The organism is Streptomyces sp. 12E, from assembly GCF_055633275.1.
The window spans coordinates 5,970,059-5,987,777 of the sequence record NZ_JBVNCJ010000001.1; the positions used below are offsets into that span (position 1 = coordinate 5,970,059).

Here is a 17,719-nt window from a genome sequence, read left to right on the forward strand (position 1 = left end):
GCGATCTTCGACTCCGGTCCCGGCCGGGGCTGCACGTATTCCACCCGGATGCGTCGTGGCCCCGGAGCCCTGACCGGTCCGGGGAGCCACGCCCGCTGAGCCGGCGCGGCCGCGGTTCGCACGCCTCCCCCTTCCCTCCTCCGTCTTCCGGTCAGGGCGTTCGTCTGCCCTTTTCCCCTTCACGGAAGACAAGGACCGCAGGCCATGGCCCGCACCACCTCCGCATCCCGCGCGCTCTCGCAGAACTTCCTCACCGATCGCGCCACCGCCCGGCGCTTCGCCCGCCTCGCCGTCCCGCACGGCGGGTCCGCCCCGCTGCTGCTCGAAGTCGGCGCGGGAAAGGGCGCGTTGACCGACGCCCTCGCCCCGCTCTGCCGGGAGCTGCACGCCTACGAGATCGACCCTCGGCTCGTGCCCGCGCTGCGCGGCCGTTTCTCCGCCGCGCCCCACGTCCGCGTCGTCGGCGCCGACTTCCTCGCCGCGCGCCCGCCGCGCACACCGTTCTCCGTCGCCGGGAACGTGCCGTTCTCCCGCACCGCGGCCGTCGTCGACTGGTGCCTGCGCGCACCCCGGCTCACCGACGCCACCCTCCTGACCCAGCTCGAGTACGCCCGCAAGCGCACAGGCGACTACGGCAGGTGGACCCGTCTCACGGTGCTGACCTGGCCCCGCTACGAGTGGCGGCTGCTCGCCCGGGTCGGCCGGCGTTCCTTCCGGCCCGTGCCCCGGGTCGACGCCGGTGTCGTCCGCATCGAACGCCGTCGGACCCCGTTGCTCGACGCCACCGCGACCGACGGCTGGCGGAGCCTGGTGGAGCTGGGCTTCTCCGGGGCCGGCGGCTCGCTGCACGCCTCTCTGCGCCGGGCGCATCCCCGGCGGAGGGTGGACGCCGCGTTCCGGGCGGCGCGGCTGGACTCCGGGGTGCTGGTGGGCGAGGTGGCGCCCGAGCGGTGGCTGCGGCTGCACGAGGCGCTGGCCCCGTGATCGCACACGTGTTGCACGAGACGTATCGTCTCGCCTATGGTTCCGGCATGACCACTCCCGCGCACATCGCCATGTTCTCCATCGCCGCCCACGGCCACGTGAACCCGAGCCTCGAGGTGATCCGCGAGCTCGTGGCGCGCGGCCACCGGGTCACGTACGCGATCCCGCCGCTGTTCGCCGAGAAGGTCGCGGAGACGGGCGCCGAACCCAAGCCGTGGAACAGCACGCTGCCCGGCCCCGACGACGACCCGGAGGCCTGGGGCTCCACGCTGCTGGACAACGTGGAGCCGTTCCTGAACGACGCGATCCAGGCGCTCCCGCAGCTCGTCGAGGCCTACGAGGGCGACACCCCCGACCTCGTCCTGCACGACATCACCTCCTACCCGGCCCGCGTGCTCGCCCACCGCTGGGGCGTGCCCGCGGTCTCCCTCTCGCCGAACCTCGTCGCCTGGGACGGGTACGAGAAGGAGGTCGCCGAGCCGATGTGGGAGGAGCCGAGGAAGACCGAACGGGGGCAGGCGTACTATGCCCGCTTCCACGCCTGGCTGGAGGAGAACGGGATCACCGTGCACCCGGACGACTTCGTGGGCCGCCCCGCCCGCTCGATCGTCCTGATCCCCAGGGCGCTCCAGCCGAACGCCGACCGGGTCGACGGGAGCGTGTACTCCTTCGTCGGGGCCTGCCAGGGCGACCGGAGCGCCGAGGGTGACTGGCAGCGGCCCGCCGGGGCCGAGAAGGTCGTGCTGGTGTCGCTCGGATCGTCCTTCACCAAGCAGCCGGCCTTCTACCGGGAGTGCGTCAAGGCGTTCGCGGACCTGCCCGGCTGGCACCTGGTGCTCCAGGTCGGCCGGCACGTCGACCCCGCCGAACTGGGGGACGTGCCGGAGAACGTCGAGGTGCGGTCCTGGGTGCCGCAGCTCGCGATCCTGAAGCAGGCCGACCTGTTCGTCACCCACGCCGGGGCCGGCGGCAGCCAGGAGGGGCTGGCCACGGCCACGCCGATGATCGCCGTACCGCAGGCCGTGGACCAGTTCGGCAACGCGGACATGCTCCAGGGGCTCGGGGTGGCCCGGCACGTTCCGGCGGACGGGGCGAACGCCGAGGTGCTGAGGGCGGCGGCCCTCGACCTCGTCGACGACCCGCAGGTCGCCCGGCGGCTGAAGGACATCCAGGCGGAGATGGCGGAGGAGGGCGGTACGCGCCGGGCGGCCGACCTCATCGAGGCGGAGCTGCCCGCCTGACTGCGGACAGTCGTGCCGCAGGGCGGCACGGGCGGGCGGTGGGGGTACCTCCCGCTCGAGCGCGGCCGAGAGCGGGGGAGGCACCCCGAAAACGCCGGGCAGCGTGACCTCCGCCCCTGCGCACGAAGAAGGGCCCGGCGGAAAACCGCCGGGCCTCGCCGCGCCTACCGGATCACACCGGCACCCGCTCGCCCTCGTCGTCCCGCGACGTCGGCGGCGCCACCGCCTCCGGCGACTCGTCGTGGGTCAGGTCGGGCATCCGGTGCAGCCACTTCGGCAGGTACCAGTTGCGCTCGCCGAGCAGCGTCATCACCGCGGGCAGCAGCACACCCCGGATGACCGTCGCGTCGATCAGCACCGCCGCCGCCAGGCCCACGCCCATCTGCTTCATGGACTGCATGGACAGCGTTCCGAAGATCCCGAACACGGCGACCATGATGACCGCGGCACTGGTGACCACGCCGGCCGTGGTGACCACCCCGTGCTGCACCGCGTCCCGCGTCGTACGGCCCCGCAGCCGGGCCTCGCGGATCCGGGAGACCACGAACACGTGGTAGTCCGTCGACAGGCCGAACAGGATCACGAAGAGGAACAGCGGCAGCCACGTGATGATCGCGCCGACGCCCTCCGCGCCCACCAGGGACGCGCCCCAGCCGTGCTGGAAGACCGCCACGAGGATGCCGTACGCGGCGCCCACCGACAGCAGGTTCAGCACGATCGAGGTGAGCGCGACCGTCAGCGAGCGGAACGACAGCAGCATCACCAGGAAGGCGAAGACCACCACGAAGGCGAAGACCGGGACGACGGAGCCGACCAGCTGGTCGTTGAAGTCCTTGTTCCCGGCGACCTGCCCGGTGATCGGCGCCTCGACGCCGTCGACCTCGCCGAGCGTGGCGGGCCGTACCTCGTCGCGCAGCCTGTCCAGGCTCTCGCCCGCCTTGTCCTGGTCGGAGCCGCCCACCAGGGGCACGTAGACGAAGGCGACGTTCCGCTGGTCGTGCAGCTTGATCTCGACCGGGCCGCGCGAGGCCCCCGAACTGATCGCCTGCTCACGGAAGGCGGCGAGCGCGGACTTCACCTCGGGTGCGTTGATGTCGTCCGCCTTGACGACCACCTCGGCCGGCTCGGTGCCGCCCGGGAAGGCGTCGTTGACCCGGTTGTACGTCTGCACGATCGGCAGCGAGTCGCCGAACTCCTGGTCGAGCGTGAGGTTCTGCGTCTTCATCCCGATGGCCGGGGCGGCCACCGCCAGCAGCGCACCGGTCGCCACCACGACCGACAGCACCGGCTTGGCGAGCACCCGCTTCAGTACGGCCGACCAGAACCGGCTGTCGTCGCCCTTGCCGGCCCGCCGCCTGCGCAGGAACGGAACCCTGCCCTTCTCCACCCGCTCGCCCAGCAGCGAGAGCAGCGCGGGCAGCACGGTGACGGAGCCGACCATCGCGACCGCCACGACCATCAGCGAGGCCAGGCCCATCGCCTCGAACTCGGCGAGCCCGGTGAACAGCATGCCCGCCATGGCCACGCACACCGTGACACCGGAGACGACGATCGCGCGGCCGCTGGTGGCGGCGGCGATCCGCAGCGCGGTCTGCGCGTCCCGTCCGGCCGCCCGCTCCTCACGCTCACGACGCAGGTAGAACAGGCAGTAGTCGACCCCGACGGCCAGGCCCACCAGCAGCATCACCGAGTTCGCGGTCTCGCTCATCGGCTGCAGATGGCTGACCAGGCCCATCAGACCCATCGTCGCCATGATCGCGGTGATCGCCAGCGCCACCGGCAGCAGCGCCGCCACCAGCGCGCCGAACGCGATCAGCAGGATGCCGAGGGCCACCGGCACCGCGGAGTACTCGGCCTTCTTGAAGTCGTCGCCGAACGCGTCGTCGAACGTCTTCATCATGCTGGCGCCGCCGATCTCCTCGATCCGCAGCGACTCGTGGTCCCGCTGGACCTCCTCCACGGCGTTCAGCACCGGCTCGACCCGCTCACCGGCGGTGTCCGAGTCGCCCCGCATGTCGAACTGGACCAGCGCGCTGCGCCCGTCCTTCGAGATGGTGCCGCTCTCGTACGGCGAGGTCACCGCGGTCACCTCGCCGGTCCTCCCGACGGCCGTGACGACCGCGGTGACCGCCGACCGGAACTCCTCGTCCGTGGCCGTGAGGCCGTCGTCCTTCGCCTGGACGAGCACGGTCTCACCGGCCGGCTCCTCGATGCCGGCGTCCTCGATGATGCGGGCGGCCGTACTGGTCTCTCCTTTGAGCTGATCGCTGTCGCCGACGTCGACCCGGCCCGCGGCCGAACCGAGTCCCATCGCCAGCACGACGAACAGCACCCAGATGCCGACGGCCGCCCAGCGGTGCCGGGCGCTCCAGCCGCCGGCCCGGGCGGCGAGGCCCCGCACCCGTGATTCTCCGGTCCCCATGACGGGCTCGCTCCCTCGTGTTCGGCAGCGGCCCCCTGCCGCCACCTGACCCTTTCGAAGGTAGGGGCCGGATAAGCCCGTCTCGTCGTGCTGTCCGGTGAAGCCCGAGGGCCCCGGGTCATCCCATCGGCGCCCGCCTCTTCCTCATTGAGGAGGACAGTGGCCCCTTACACCCACCCCGGGATGTCGGGGCCGGTGATCAGGGTGCGGGTCCGCCGTCGCGCCCCTTCCCGCGGAGCGGCCGTCCTAGGCTGTGCGGCATGGCGACGAGATACGCGGCACTGCTGCGCGGGATCAACGTGGGCGGCGGCAGGAAAGTGCCGATGGCCGAACTGCGGACCCTCATGGAAGGGCTCGGCCACGACGGGGTGCGCACCCACCTGCAGAGCGGCCAGGCGGTGTTCACCGCCGCGCACGGCGACGAGGAGTCGCTGGCCGCAGGAGTGTCGGAGGCGATCGAGCGGCACTTCGGCTTCGCCGTGGACGTGATCGTGCGCGACCACGCCTATCTGAGGGGGATCGTGGAGGCCTGCCCGTATCCGGCCGGCGAACTGGAGCCCAAGCAGCTCCACGTCACGTACTTCTCCGCGCCCGTCACCCCCGACCGCTTCGCCGAGATCGACCCGGACGCCTACCGGCCCGAGGAGTTCAGCCTCGGCGACCGCGCGCTCTACCTCTGCGCCCCGAACGGCCTGGGCCGCTCCAAACTCGCCGAGCACCTCTCCAGGCCGCGCCTCACCAGGGGCGTCGTCGCCACCAGCCGCAACTGGAACACGGTGACGAAGCTCGTGGAGCTCACCGGGGACTGACGTGCCGGAGCGCCGACGGAAGTGGACCAGTGGCGAGGCGCCGAAGTGGACCAGGCGTCCGCTCCCCGCCGCACGTACGGTCGACGGCATGAGCGACCGATCACCCACCCGCGTCGACTGCTGGTTCGACCCCGCCTGTCCCTTCGCCTGGATCACCTCCCGCTGGCTGCTGGAGGTCGACCGCGAACGCCCCCTCGACCTGCGCTTCCGCGTGATGAGCCTCTACCTGCACAACCTCGGCAACGAACTGCCCGACTGGTACCGGGACCTGGTCGACCGCTCGATCGGCCCGGTCCGGGTGGCGGTGGCCGCCGCCGAACGGCACGGCGAGGAGGTGCTGCGGGACCTGTACACCGCCTTCGGCACCCGCATCCACGACCGTGGCGTCAAGGACTTCGACACCGTGATCGCCGAGTCCCTCGCCGAACTCGGCCTGCCCGCCGACCTGGCCGCCGCCGCGCACGACCCGGCGCACGACGACGCCGTGCGCCGCAGCCACGAGGCGGGCGCCGAGGCGGACACCGGCGCCTACGTGGGAACGCCCACCCTCCACGTCGACGGCACGGTGTGGTTCGGACCCGTGCTGCGGGCCATCCCCCGCGGCGAGCGGGCGGCCGAACTCTTCGACAGCTTCCGGGTGCTGGCCGGCGACCCCGACTTCTTCGAGCTGAAGCGGACCCGGACGGGCGGCCTGTCCTTCGACTGAGGGGCGGAGCCGACGGTTCAGGCGCCGACCGCCGCGAGCAGCGGTACCCGCGCCTCGTCGTACCGCTCCAGCAGGACCCGCGCCACCTCCGGCGCGGGACCCAGCACGTCCGCGAGGACGTCCGCACCGGCCGCGCCCCGGGCGATCCGGTCCGGGAGAAAGCCGGGGGCCAGGACGTACGGCGCGACGGCGACGCGAGCGCAGCCGAGGGCGCGCAGTTCGCGTACCGCCTGCTCGGTGCGGGGCAGGGATGCGGAGGCGAACGCAGGCCGCACGGCGCACCAACCGGTGTGCCGCCACTCCCGCGCGATTGCTGCGATCACTGCGATCGCCTCCGGGTCGGAGGACCCCGCCGAGGCCAGCACGACCCCGGTCGAGGACTTGTCGGCGGGCGTCAGGCCCGCCTCGTACAGCCGGCGCTCCAGCGCCGACGTCAGGAGCGGGGACGGGCCCAGCACCTCGGCCTGGCGGATCCGCAGCCGCGGCGGCGCCTGGGCCAGCACCGCCGGGATGTCCGACTTGGCGTGGAAGGCGCGGGTCAGCAGCAGCGGAAGGGCGACCACGTCGCGGACGCCCTCCGCGTCCAGGGACTCCAGCACCCCCTGGACGCCAGGGACGTTGAAGTCCAGGAACCCGGTCTCCACCCGCAGCCCCGGCCGCAGCGACCGCACCCGCCGCACCAGTTCGTGCACGGTCGCGGCGTGCCGCGGATCGCGGCTGCCGTGGGCGACGACGAGAAGTACCGGACGGCGCATGGTGTTCCTCAGCCCTTCACCAGCAGACCGCGGCTGCGCAGCACCCACCGCTCCAGCGGACTGAAGATCAGCAGGTCGATGGCGATGCCGACGGTCAGGATCAGCAGGATGGCCTCGAAGACCATGGCCATGTCGCTGGCGTTGCGGCCGTTCTCCAGGAGCTGGCCGAGGCCCACGCCGAGGTCGGGGAAGGACGCGATGATCTCCGCGGCCATCAGCGAACGCCAGGAGAACGCCCAGCCCTGCTTCAGGCCCGCCACATAACCCGGCAGCGCGGCCGGCAGCACGATGTGCCAGGTGCCCTTCAGCCCGGTCGCGCCCAGGGTGCGGCCGGCCCGCAGGAACAGCGGGGGCACCTGGTCGACTCCGGAGACCAGACCGTTGGCGATCGAGGGGACCGCGCCGAGCAGGATGACGGCGTACATCATCTGGTTGTTCAGACCCAGCCAGATCACCGCCGGCGGCACCCACGCCACCGACGGCAGCGACTGCAGCCCGGACAGGATCGGCCCGATCGCCGCGCGCACGAACTTCACCCGCGCCACCAGCAGCCCCAGCGGGGTGCCGATCAGCAGCGCGAAGAAGAAGCCGAGCAGACCGCGCGAGACGCTGGTCCAGATGTAGCCGAGCAGCTCGCCCTGGAGCCACGCCTCACGCAGGACGCCCCACACCGCGCCCGGCGAGGGCAGCTTGGTCGGATCGTCGACGATCTCGAACGAGACCAGGGCCTGCCACACCGCCAGCACCAGCACGATGGCGGTGACCGGCGGCAGGATCTTCTCCACGAAGGTCTGGCGCAGCGGCTTGCGTCCGGTCTGCACCGTCTCCAGTGCGTCGAGCCCCGCCTCCAGACCGGCGAGATCGCCCCCGTCCTTGTCCTTCGCGGTCGTCTCAGTGCTGGCCATGACGGCGGATCTCCCCACGGAGTTCTTCGGTGATCTCGACGGACAGTTCCGCCACGGCGGTGTCCTCGATGCGGCGCGGATGCGGGATGCCCACCGTCCACTCGCGGGCGATCCGGCCCGGACGGGAGGACAGCAGCACCACCCGCTGCGCGAGCCGCACGGCCTCGCGCACGTTGTGCGTGACGAACAGGACGGACAGCCGGGTCTCGTTCCAGATCCTGGTCAGCTCGTCGTGCAGCACGTCCCGCGTGATGGCGTCCAGCGCCGCGAACGGCTCGTCCATCAGCAGCAGCCGGCTGTCCTGGGCGATCGCCCGGGCCAGCGCCACGCGCTGGCGCATACCGCCGGACAGCTCGTGCACCCGCTTGCCGTGCGCGCCCTTCAGCCGGACGAGCTCCAGCAGCTCCTCGGCCCGTTCGCGGCGCTCGTTCTTCTGCACGCCCCGCAGCTTCAGGGCGAGTTCGATGTTCTTGCCCGCGGTCAGCCACGGGAAGAGGGCGTGCTCCTGGAACATCAGGGCCGGCCGCCCGTCCGTGCTGATCGTGCCGGCCGTGGGGCGGTCGAGCCCCGCGACCAGGTTGAGCAGCGTGGACTTGCCGCAGCCCGAGGCACCCAGGAGGGTGACGAACTCACCGGGTGCGACATCGAGGCTGATGTCGTCCAGCACCAGCTGCTGTCCGGCGGGGCCCGCGAACGACTTCGAGACGTGCTCGATGCGGGCGGCGTGCGTGGCCGCCCCGATGCCGTCGGCGGCCTTGGCGAGGGTCGTGGCCATGGTCGTCACCTCCTGGGAACTCTTCGTGGTCCGGGCTTACTCGGCGCCGAGTCCGGCGTCGTCGACGGCCGGTTCACCGGCGGCCTTCAGGACCTCGTTGAGCAGCGTGAGGTCGTAGATGCCGTCCAGGTCCGGCTGTTCCAGCAGACCCGCCTTGACGGCGTGCTCCGCCTGGGCGTCGAGCGTGGCGGCCAGCGGGTCGTCGATGAACGTGATCGACTCCCACGCCGGGTCCAGCACCTCGGCGGGCAGCGCCTTGCCGGAGTCGGCCGCCAACTGCTCGTTGGCGACGGTCTTCGCCTCGTCCGGGTTGGCGTTGATCCACCGGTTGGTCTCGACGGACGCCCTCAGCACCGCCTCGACGGCCTTCGGGTGCTTCTCCAGGAACTCCTGGCGCACGATGATGTTCGTGATCACGAACTTCTCGTCCGGCCACAGGGACGCCTCGTCCAGCAGCACCTCGCCGCCCTGCGCGACCAGCTTCGACGCGGTCGGCTCCGGCACCCAGGCGCCGTCGATCGACCCGGCCTTGAACGCGTCAGGGGTGACCTTGTTGTCGCTGCGGACGACCGTGACGTCGCCCTTGCCGCTCTGGGCGTCGACCTTCCAGCCCTGCTCGGCCGCCCAGTTGAGGAACGCCACGTCCTGGGTGTTGCCGAGCTGGGGGGTCGCGATCCGCTTGCCCCCGACGTCCTTCAGGGACTTCACCTTGTCCGGGTTCACCACGAGCTTGACCCCGCCGGACGCCGAACCGCCGATGATGCGCAGGTTCCTGCCGCCGGACTTGGTGTAGCCGTTGACGGCCGGGGAGGGGCCGATGAAACCGATGTCGATGGAACCGGAGTTGAGCGCCTCGATCTCCGAAGGACCCGCGTTGAAGATCGCGTACTTCGCCTCCGTGGCGCCGAGTTCCTTCTGGAACAGGCCCTTCTTGTTCCCCACCAGCGCGGTGCCGTGGGTGAGGTTGCCGAAGTAACCGATCCTGACGGAGTCCAGACCGTCGATCTTCTTCGCCCCGGCGGCGACCTTCGCGGAGTCGTCGTCCTCGGCCTGGGACCCGTAGCCGCAGGCGGCCAGGGTGAGCAGCGGAAGCGCGGCTATCACCGCGAGGGTACGGCGCAGGGCGTTCGTGGCAGGCACGGGAGGTGTTCCTCTCGCAGGGCCCGGCGGTCACGGTCCTGGTCTCTCAGGCCGTGGCCGGGAAGTCGGCGGGTTTTCGTCTACGGCGGTGGGGGGTGAGGGCGCGCGAGCGGTGCGCGTACGTCAGCGCACACATCGGTCGACCCCGCCCTGCCCGCTGCCGAGAGCACCGCTGCCGACGCGGCCGCCCTCCTTCGCGAACCCGGAGTAGAAATCCGTGGAGTTCATGCTCAGAAGTCCCACCCGTCGTCCTCGGCCTCGTCCTTGACGGGCTCCGGTGCGGCGAAGGACTCACCGACCATGCCGGCGGTGAGCGTGGTGCCGTCGCTGGGGTCGATGAGGATGAACGAGCCGGTGCGCCGCGAGTCCGCGTAGGAGTCGGCGGGCAGCGGCTCGGCGGTGCGGATCTTCACCCGGCCGATGTCGTTGGCGGTGAGCTGTCCGGGGTGCGGGTGCAGCGACAGGTCGTCCAGCGTCAGCCGGGACGGGATGTCCTTCACGATCGCCTTGACGGTGCGGGTGCCGTGCTTGAGCAGCACCCGGTGACCGACGGTCAGCGGCTGGTCGGCGACGTGGCACACGGTGGCCTCGACGTCCTGCGAGGTGGCCGGCGCGTCCTTGCTGGGGACGATCAGGTCACCGCGGGAGATGTCGATGTCGTCGGCCAGCAGCAGCGTCACCGACTGCGGCGTCCAGGCGACGTCGACGGGCTCGCCCAGCAGGTCGATCCCGGTGACCGTCGTGGTCCGCCCGGACGGCAGCACGGTCACCTCGTCGCCCACCCGGAAGGTGCCCGCCGCGATCTGCCCCGCGTAGCCCCGGTAGTCGGGGTGTTCGGCGCTCTGCGGCCGGATCACGTACTGCACGGGCAGCCGCGCGTGGCAGTGCGCCAGGTCGTGGCTGACCGGGACGGTCTCCAGGTGCTCCAGCACGGTCGGGCCGCCGTACCAGTCCATGTGCGCGGACGGCTCCACCACGTTGTCGCCGACGAGGGCCGAGATCGGGATCGCGGTGACCTCGGGGACGCCCAGCTCGGTCGCGTACGCCGTGAACTCCTCGGCTATGCCCGCGAACACGGACTCCCGGTAGTCCACCAGGTCCATCTTGTTCACGGCGAGGACGACGTGCGGGACGCGCAGCAGGGCGGCGATGGCGGCGTGCCGGCGGGTCTGCTCGACGACACCGTTGCGGGCGTCGACCAGGATCACCGTCAGTTCGGCCGTGGAGGCGCCGGTGACCATGTTCCGCGTGTACTGCACGTGGCCCGGGGTGTCGGCGAGGATGAACCGGCGGCGGGCCGTGGCGAAGTAGCGGTAGGCCACGTCGATGGTGATGCCCTGCTCCCGCTCGGCCCGCAGGCCGTCGGTGAGCAGCGCGAGGTCGGGCGCCTCCTGGCCGCGGCTTGCCGACGCGCGCTCCACGGCCTCCAGCTGGTCGGTGAGGACCGACTTGGAGTCGTGCAGCAGCCGGCCCACCAGGGTGGACTTGCCGTCGTCGACGGAGCCGGCGGTGGCGAACCGCAGCAGCGTGGTGGCCGCGAGCTCCTCGGTGGTGATGGTGCTCATCTCTAGAAGTACCCCTCGCGCTTGCGGTCTTCCATCGCTGCCTCGGAGAGCTTGTCGTCGGCGCGGGTGGCACCGCGCTCGGTGAGCCGGGAGGCGGCGATCTCGGTGATCACCTTCTCGATGGTGTCGGCGTCGGAGTCCACCGCGCCGGTGCAGGACATGTCGCCCACGGTGCGGTAGCGCACGAGCCGCTTCTCGACCCTCTCGCCGTCCTTGGGGCCGCCCCACCCACCGGCGGTCAGCCACATGCCGCCGCGGCGGAACACCTCGCGCTCGTGCGCGTAGTAGATCTCCGGCAGCTCGATGTTCTCGCGGGCGATGTACTGCCACACGTCCAGCTCGGTCCAGTTGGACAACGGGAACACGCGGACGTGTTCACCGGGGGCGTGCCGGCCGTTGTACAGGTTCCACAGTTCGGGGCGCTGGCGGCGCGGGTCCCACTGGGAGAACTCGTCGCGCAGCGAGAACACCCGCTCCTTGGCGCGGGCCTTCTCCTCGTCGCGGCGTCCGCCGCCGAACACGGCGTCGAACCTCTCGCTCTGGATCTTCTCGGTGAGCGGCAGGGTCTGCAGCGGGTTGCGGGTGCCGTCCGGGCGCTCCTTGAGCACCCCGCGGTCGATGTAGTCCTGCACGGAGGCGACGTGCAGCCGCAGCCCGTGCTTGGCGACCGTGCGGTCGCGGTAGTCCAGGACCTCGGGGAAGTTGTGCCCGGTGTCGACGTGCAGCAGCGAGAACGGCACCGGCGCCGGGGCGAACGCCTTCAGCGCCAGGTGCAGCATGAGGATGGAGTCCTTGCCGCCGGAGAACAGGATCACCGGCTTCTCGAACTCGCCCGCCACCTCGCGGAAGATGTGCACCGCCTCGGACTCGAGGGCGTCCAGGTGGGAGAGGGCGTACGGGTTGTCCGTCCCCTCTTCGACGGTGGCGACGGTCGTCATGCCAGTCCCCTTTCGCTGAGCAGGGCGTGCACCGACGCCGCGGACTCCTGCACGGTCTGGTTCTGGGACTCGATCCGCAGATCGGGCTTCTCGGGCTCCTCGTAGGGGTCGTCCACACCGGTCAGTCCGGTGAGTTCGCCCGCGGCCTGCTTGGCGTACAGGCCCTTCACGTCGCGTACGGAGCACACCTCGACCGGGGTCGCCACGTGCACCTCGACGTACGGCGTGCCGTTCGCCCCGTGCCGCCCCCGGACCGCGTCCCGGCTGTCCGCGTACGGCGCGATGACCGGGACGAGCGCGAGGACGCCGTTGCGGGCGAGCAGTTCGGCGACGAAGCCGATGCGCTGCACGTTGGTGTGCCGGTCCTCACGGGTGAAGCCGAGGCCCGCGGAGAGGAACTCGCGGATCTCGTCGCCGTCGAGCACCTCGACCCGGCGGCCCTGCTCGCGCAGCCGGCCCGCCAGCTCGTGGGCGATGGTGGTCTTGCCCGCACTCGGCAGACCCGTGAGCCAGACGGTGGCTCCGGTCGTCACGTGGTTCTCCTGGATCTCGGTGGTCGTCGTCATGTCAGCCGTGCAGCCCGCACTCGGTCTTGGAGCGCCCCGCCCAGCGGCCGGCGCGCGCGTCCTCGCCCTGAAGCACCCGACGGGTGCAGGGCGCGCAGCCCACGGAGGCGTAGCCGTCCGTCAGCAGCGGATTCGTGAGGACGCCGTGCTCGTCGACGTACGCCTGCACGTCTTCCTGCGACCACTTCGCGATGGGGGAGATCTTCACCTTCCGCCGCTTCTCGTCCCAGCCGACGACCGGGGTGTTCGCCCGGGTCGGGGACTCGTCGCGGCGCAGGCCGGTCGCCCAGGCCACATAGCCCTTCAGACCCTCCTCCAGCGGCCGGACCTTGCGCAGCTTGCAGCACAGGTCGGGGTCGCGGTCGTGCAGCCTCGGGCCGTACTCCGCGTCCTGCTCGGCGACCGTCTGCCGCGGGGTCAGCGTGATGACGTTCACGTCCATCACGGCCTCCACCGCGTCGCGGGTGCCGATGGTCTCCGGGAAGTGGTAGCCGGTGTCGAGGAACACCACGTCGACGCCGGGCAGCGCGCGGGAGGCGAGGTGGGCGACCACCGCGTCCTCCATCGAGGAGGTCACGCAGAACCGCTTGCCGAAGGTCTCGGCGGCCCACTGGAGGATCTCCGGGGCGGAGGCGTCCTCCAGGTCCCGGCCCGCCTGCTCGGCCAGGGCCTTCAGGTCCTCGGTGGTGCGCTCTTCCTGAACAGCCGTCATGTCCGGTCCCCTCCCGTGTCGGATCGCCGGGGTCCCCGGGCGAGCAGCCCGAGGAACTTCAGCTGAAAGGCTCGGTTGCACGCGCCGCACTCCCAGGCCCCGTGGCCCTGCTCTCCCGGACGCAGGTCCTCGTCGCCGCAGTAGGGGCAGTGGAACGGCGCCGCACGCTCGCTCACGACAGGGCCTCGTCCGACGCGCGGCCGACCCAGGCCGCGAACCGCTCGCCGTCCTCGCGCTCCTCCTGGAAGCGCTTGAGGACCCGCTCGATGTAGTCGGGCAGCTCGTCGGAGGTCACCTTCAGGCCGCGGACCTTGCGCCCGAAGGACGGCTCCAGACCGAGCGCGCCGCCCAGGTGCACCTGGTAGCCCTCGACCTGCTCGCCCTTCTCGTTGGTCATCAGCTGGCCCTTGAGACCGATGTCCGCCACCTGGATACGGGCGCAGGCGTTGGGGCAGCCGTTGAGGTTGATGGTGATCGGCTCGTCGAAGTCCGGGATGCGGCGCTCGAGTTCGTCGATCAGCGAGGCGCCGCGTGCCTTGGTCTCGACGATGGCGATCTTGCAGAACTCGATGCCGGTGCAGGCCATGGTGCCGCGCCGGAACGAGGAGGGCCGGGCGCTGAGGTCCAGCGCCTCCAGGGACTCCACGAGGGAGTCGACCCGGTCCTCCTCGACGTCGAGGATGATCATCTTCTGTTCGACGGTGGTACGGATCCGGCCGGATCCGTGCGCCTCCGCGAGGTCCGCGACCTTGGTGAGCGTGGTGCCGTCGACGCGGCCGACCCGGGGGGCGAAACCGACGTAGTAGCGGCCGTCCTTCTGCCGGTGCACACCGACGTGGTCGCGCCACTGCTGCACCGGCTGCTCGGGAGCGGGTCCGTCGATCAGCTTGCGCCCGCCCAGGTACTCGTCCTCCAGCACCTGGCGGAACTTCTCCGCGCCCCAGTCGGCGACCAGGAACTTCAGCCGGGCGCGGTTGCGCAGCCGGCGGTAGCCGTAGTCGCGGAAGATGGACAGGACCCCCTCGTAGACGTCGGGGACGTCCTCGATCGGCACCCAGGCGCCCAGCCGCACGCCCAGCTTGGGATTGGTGGACAGACCTCCGCCGACCCACAGGTCGAAGCCCGGTCCGTGCTCGGGGTGGCGGACGCCGACGAACGCGACGTCGTTGATCTCGTGCACCACGTCGAGCAGCGGCGAACCGGAGATGGCCGTCTTGAACTTGCGGGGCAGGTTCGAGTACGCCTTGTTGCCCAGGACGCGGCGCTTCATCTCCTCCAGCGCCGGGGTGCCGTCGATGATCTCGTCCTCGGCGATGCCGGCGACGGGGGAGGCGATCATCACGCGGGGGGTGTCGCCGCAGGCGGTGACCGTGGACAGACCGACGCCCTCCAGACGCTCCCAGATCTCGGGCACGTCCTCGACCCGGATCCAGTGGTACTGGACGTTCTGCCGGTCGGTGATGTCGGCGGTGCCGCGCGCGAACTCCTGCGAGATCTCGCCGATCACCCGCAGTTGCCGGGTCGTCAGCGCCCCGCCGTCGATGCGCACCCGCAGCATGAAGTACTTGTCGTCCAGCTCCTCCGGCGCCAGGATCGCGGTCTTGCCGCCGTCGATCCCGGGCTTGCGCTGGGTGTACAGACCCCACCACCGCATCCGGCCGCGCAGGTCGTTGGGGTCGATCGAGTCGAAACCGCGCTTGGAGTAGATCGTCTCAATGCGTGTCCGCACATTGAGACCGTCGTCGTCCTTCTTGAACTGCTCGTTGCCGTTCAGTGGGGTGTGGTGCCCCACAGCCCACTGTCCCTCTCCGCGGTGACGGCTCACCTTGCGGCGGGAGGTCGCGGCAGGCTTCTGCGGGGTGGCGGCCATGGTTGATACGTCCTTCGGGACAGCGGTGGATGGTGTCGGCGCGCGGCGCCGTCGGTGAGGGGCGGCGAGAGGCTCTGACCTGCGCATGCGTACGCACGGGTCCATGTGCGCGTCATTGCGCGGGGAGTGGGGCGAGGAGGGGGTGCCGGGCGGCGCCGGGTGCTCTCAGCGCGCCGGACAGATGGCGCTGGACATGCGGCCGAGGTCGACGTGCCGCCGACTCACCAAGGCGATCCCAGTTCCAGGCATGACGGAAGCGTGGCACGGCGATCTGGACACAGTCCAGCTTCGTCCAAGATGCGGACGCCCTTGTCTCGGAGTGAGAGACAAGGGTGTCCTTGGTCACAAGTGCCGCAGGCGGTCTTGTCCGTGCTGGTCAGGCGGGGTAGGCACCGGCCCACGGGCCCGGAGTCGGCACTTCCGGTTCCTCCTCGACCTTGGTGTCGAACAGGGTGAAGCCGCGGCGCCGGTAGTTGTCCAGGGCGTGCTCGCCGTCCTTGCTGCAGGTGTGCAGCCACACCCGCGTGGTCGGCTTCAGCCCCGGCCGGCGCTCCGCCAGGTCCCAGGCGCGGGCCGTGCCGTACGACAGCAGGTGTCCGCCGATGCGCCGCCCCCGGAAGGCGGGCAGCAGCCCGAAGTAGACGATCTCGACGACCCCGTCCTCCTGGGCCTCCAGCTCCACGTACCCGGCGGGCGTCCCCCGGTCGTGGGCGACCCACGTCTCCACCTCGGGCCGGTCCAGGTGCTCCAGCCACCGCGCGTACGTCCAGCCCAGCCGGTCGGTCCAGCGGATGTCCCCGCCGACCGAGGCGTACAGGAAGCGGCTGAACTCGGGGGAGGGCACCTCGGAGCGGACGATGCGCACGTCCCCCTCGGGCACGGCGGCCGGAAGGAGATCGGTGGGCGCGGTCTGCTCCAGGGACCAGGTGGTCACGGAGATGGTCGTCATGCCCGAAAGGGAACCATCCGGCCCGAACTCCTGTCGAACGCCCGACCAGGACGTGGACGGTCCTAGTCCAGGGAACGGTCGACCGAGGCCAGCGGCAGGGCGAACAGCATCCGGCCGGACTGGGACCACACGTCGCCGGTCTCCTCCCAGTGGGACAGGGCCGTCACCCGGCCGCTCCAGCAGCGGTGCGTCTCGTCCGCGCCGCACCGGGTGGGGCGCGCCCCGTCCGTGTCCTGCCGCCACAGCGTGCCGCGCTCGTCCGGCGTCCCGGTCATCCGGCCCAGGTACCAGCCCGACCGGTACGAGAGCACGCCGCGCACATCGGTCAGCTCCGTCTCGTACACCCCGACCGGGTCGGGGTCGAGCAGTCCCGCGCGCTCCGGCCCGGCGCTGAACGCGTACCGCCACAGCCGGGTCGGCCCGTCCTCGTCCGCGGGCGCCGCCTCGTGCGCGACCATGCTGGCGGGTGCGGTGCTGCGGTCCAGGGAGATGCCGCCCGGCCGGGGCGCGCTAGCCCCGTCCGTCCGGTAGGAGGCGACGGCCGGCAGCACGTACCGCGCTCCCGCCGCCGACCAGCCGCCGGGCACCCGGCCGACCGACGTGCCGCCCACGGTGGCCCGCTGGATCCGTTCGACGTCGTACACGTACAGCGTGCTGTCGTCCGCCGGGCCCGCGGTGACCAGCAGCTTGTCCTGGTACCAGACCATGCCGGAGACGGCGGAGCCGAGCCCGCGGTAGTCGCGGCCGCCGTCCACCGGAACGGCCAGCAGGACCCAGGTGTAGCGGAGGCCGTCCGGGTCGCCGGCGTCCACGAAGGCGACGCGGGCGAGACCGTCCTCGGACGGCGTGCCGGTGCTGCGGCTCCACCCGGCCAGGATCACCCGGTGCTCGCCCCAGCGGCCGTCGTCGTCCGCGTCCCCCGAGGTGGTGACCGCGCCGGACCGCCAGCCGTCGGTGTCGGCCGCCGGCCAGCAGTACGCGCGGGTCGCGGCGGGCTCGACCGGCAGGGCCCGCCGGTCGTCGGCCGTACAGTCCCCGGCGTCGCCCAGGGCGCCGTCGGGATCGGCGAGCACGGAACCGACGCCGACCGGCCGGCCCATTCCGTCCGAGAGCCGCTCCAGCGCGTCGCGCGGCACCTGGTGCTCGGTCAGCCGCAGCGGCGCGGTCTCGGCGGACGCGGTGAGCGGCTTCAGCGCCCCGGGGTCGTCGGCGTCGGTGGCCTGGGAGGCGCTGATCATGGTGGCGGCAGCGGTCAGCGCGAGGGCGGTCCCGGCCAGCGCCGCCCGCAGCGCCCTGCTCCGCCTGCGCCGGCGGTGTCTGCCGCGATGCTTCATGACGTCCTCCCGAGACGAGCCAACTGTTTCCGGTGGTCCGAGCGTTGA

General features: G+C 71.6%; 18 protein-coding genes. 4 read left to right on the forward strand and 14 right to left on the reverse strand.

The annotated features are described in order from the left end of the window. The first annotated feature begins 204 nt into the window (after positions 1-204). Positions 205-984: an ErmE/ErmH/ErmO/ErmR family 23S rRNA (adenine(2058)-N(6))-methyltransferase gene (gene erm, locus ACZ8ZB_RS27395; protein WP_470740291.1), complete on the forward strand. Its 780-nt coding sequence runs from the start codon at positions 205-207 to the stop codon at positions 982-984. A 47-nt stretch (positions 985-1,031) separates the two neighbouring features. After that, positions 1,032-2,225, forward strand: a complete 1,194-nt coding sequence (gene mgt / locus ACZ8ZB_RS27400) for a macrolide-inactivating glycosyltransferase (protein ID WP_470740292.1) — start codon at positions 1,032-1,034, stop codon at positions 2,223-2,225. A 172-nt stretch (positions 2,226-2,397) separates the two neighbouring features. Here mgt and ACZ8ZB_RS27405 read toward each other — a convergent pair whose 3' ends face one another. After that, on the reverse strand, positions 2,398-4,647 hold the full coding sequence (locus ACZ8ZB_RS27405) for an MMPL family transporter (protein WP_470740293.1): 2,250 nt from the start codon (positions 4,645-4,647) through the stop codon (positions 2,398-2,400). Between the two features lie 260 nt (positions 4,648-4,907). Between ACZ8ZB_RS27405 and ACZ8ZB_RS27410 the strand changes: the two genes are divergently transcribed. Then, positions 4,908-5,456: a DUF1697 domain-containing protein gene (locus ACZ8ZB_RS27410; RefSeq protein ID WP_470740294.1), complete on the forward strand. Its 549-nt coding sequence runs from the start codon at positions 4,908-4,910 to the stop codon at positions 5,454-5,456. 88 nt (positions 5,457-5,544) lie between these two features. Beyond that, a complete protein-coding gene (locus ACZ8ZB_RS27415) occupies positions 5,545-6,162 on the forward strand; it encodes a DsbA family protein (protein WP_470740295.1) in 618 nt (205 codons plus the stop codon). A gap of 17 nt (positions 6,163-6,179) precedes the next feature. On the opposite strand, the gene ACZ8ZB_RS27420 is transcribed toward ACZ8ZB_RS27415, so the two are convergent. The 13 genes from ACZ8ZB_RS27420 to ACZ8ZB_RS27480 form a co-directional block, all read right to left on the reverse strand. Beyond that, positions 6,180-6,917 (reverse strand): sirohydrochlorin chelatase, encoded by a 738-nt coding sequence (locus ACZ8ZB_RS27420; protein WP_470740296.1) that lies wholly within the window; start codon positions 6,915-6,917, stop codon positions 6,180-6,182. 8 nt (positions 6,918-6,925) lie between these two features. Beyond that, positions 6,926-7,822, reverse strand: coding sequence for an ABC transporter permease (locus tag ACZ8ZB_RS27425; RefSeq protein ID WP_470740297.1), 897 nt, complete (start codon positions 7,820-7,822; stop codon positions 6,926-6,928). Further along, the gene (locus ACZ8ZB_RS27430) at positions 7,809-8,597 is read right to left on the reverse strand and encodes an ABC transporter ATP-binding protein (RefSeq protein ID WP_470740298.1); all 789 of its coding nucleotides are present in this window, start codon (positions 8,595-8,597) and stop codon (positions 7,809-7,811) included. The genes ACZ8ZB_RS27425 and ACZ8ZB_RS27430 overlap by 14 nt, the downstream gene beginning before the upstream one ends. Positions 8,598-8,633: 36 nt before the next feature. Further along, positions 8,634-9,737, reverse strand: a complete 1,104-nt coding sequence (locus tag ACZ8ZB_RS27435; RefSeq protein WP_470740299.1) for an aliphatic sulfonate ABC transporter substrate-binding protein — start codon at positions 9,735-9,737, stop codon at positions 8,634-8,636. 230 nt (positions 9,738-9,967) lie between these two features. After that, positions 9,968-11,302 carry a sulfate adenylyltransferase subunit 1 gene (locus tag ACZ8ZB_RS27440; RefSeq protein ID WP_470740300.1) on the reverse strand — a complete coding sequence of 445 codons (1,335 nt, stop codon included), beginning with the start codon at positions 11,300-11,302 and terminating at the stop codon, positions 9,968-9,970. A gap of 2 nt (positions 11,303-11,304) precedes the next feature. Next, positions 11,305-12,240, reverse strand: coding sequence for a sulfate adenylyltransferase subunit CysD (gene cysD, locus ACZ8ZB_RS27445; protein ID WP_470740301.1), 936 nt, complete (start codon positions 12,238-12,240; stop codon positions 11,305-11,307). Next, a complete protein-coding gene (gene cysC, locus ACZ8ZB_RS27450; RefSeq protein ID WP_470740302.1) occupies positions 12,237-12,806 on the reverse strand; it encodes an adenylyl-sulfate kinase in 570 nt (189 codons plus the stop codon). The genes cysD and cysC overlap by 4 nt, the downstream gene beginning before the upstream one ends. Before the next feature lies 1 nt (position 12,807). Beyond that, positions 12,808-13,518, reverse strand: coding sequence for a phosphoadenylyl-sulfate reductase (locus tag ACZ8ZB_RS27455; RefSeq protein WP_470740303.1), 711 nt, complete (start codon positions 13,516-13,518; stop codon positions 12,808-12,810). After that, positions 13,515-13,694, reverse strand: coding sequence for a hypothetical protein (locus tag ACZ8ZB_RS27460; protein ID WP_470740304.1), 180 nt, complete (start codon positions 13,692-13,694; stop codon positions 13,515-13,517). The genes ACZ8ZB_RS27455 and ACZ8ZB_RS27460 overlap by 4 nt, the downstream gene beginning before the upstream one ends. Beyond that, a complete protein-coding gene (locus ACZ8ZB_RS27465; protein ID WP_470740305.1) occupies positions 13,691-15,388 on the reverse strand; it encodes a nitrite/sulfite reductase in 1,698 nt (565 codons plus the stop codon). Before ACZ8ZB_RS27465 ends, ACZ8ZB_RS27460 begins: the two co-directional genes overlap by 4 nt. Positions 15,389-15,553: 165 nt before the next feature. Continuing rightward, on the reverse strand, positions 15,554-15,637 hold the full coding sequence (locus tag ACZ8ZB_RS27470) for a putative leader peptide (protein ID WP_310887545.1): 84 nt from the start codon (positions 15,635-15,637) through the stop codon (positions 15,554-15,556). A 127-nt stretch (positions 15,638-15,764) separates the two neighbouring features. Further along, positions 15,765-16,337 (reverse strand): GNAT family N-acetyltransferase, encoded by a 573-nt coding sequence (locus ACZ8ZB_RS27475; RefSeq protein ID WP_470740306.1) that lies wholly within the window; start codon positions 16,335-16,337, stop codon positions 15,765-15,767. A gap of 62 nt (positions 16,338-16,399) precedes the next feature. After that, positions 16,400-17,671 (reverse strand): hypothetical protein, encoded by a 1,272-nt coding sequence (locus ACZ8ZB_RS27480; protein WP_470740307.1) that lies wholly within the window; start codon positions 17,669-17,671, stop codon positions 16,400-16,402. Positions 17,672-17,719: the final 48 nt, after the last annotated feature.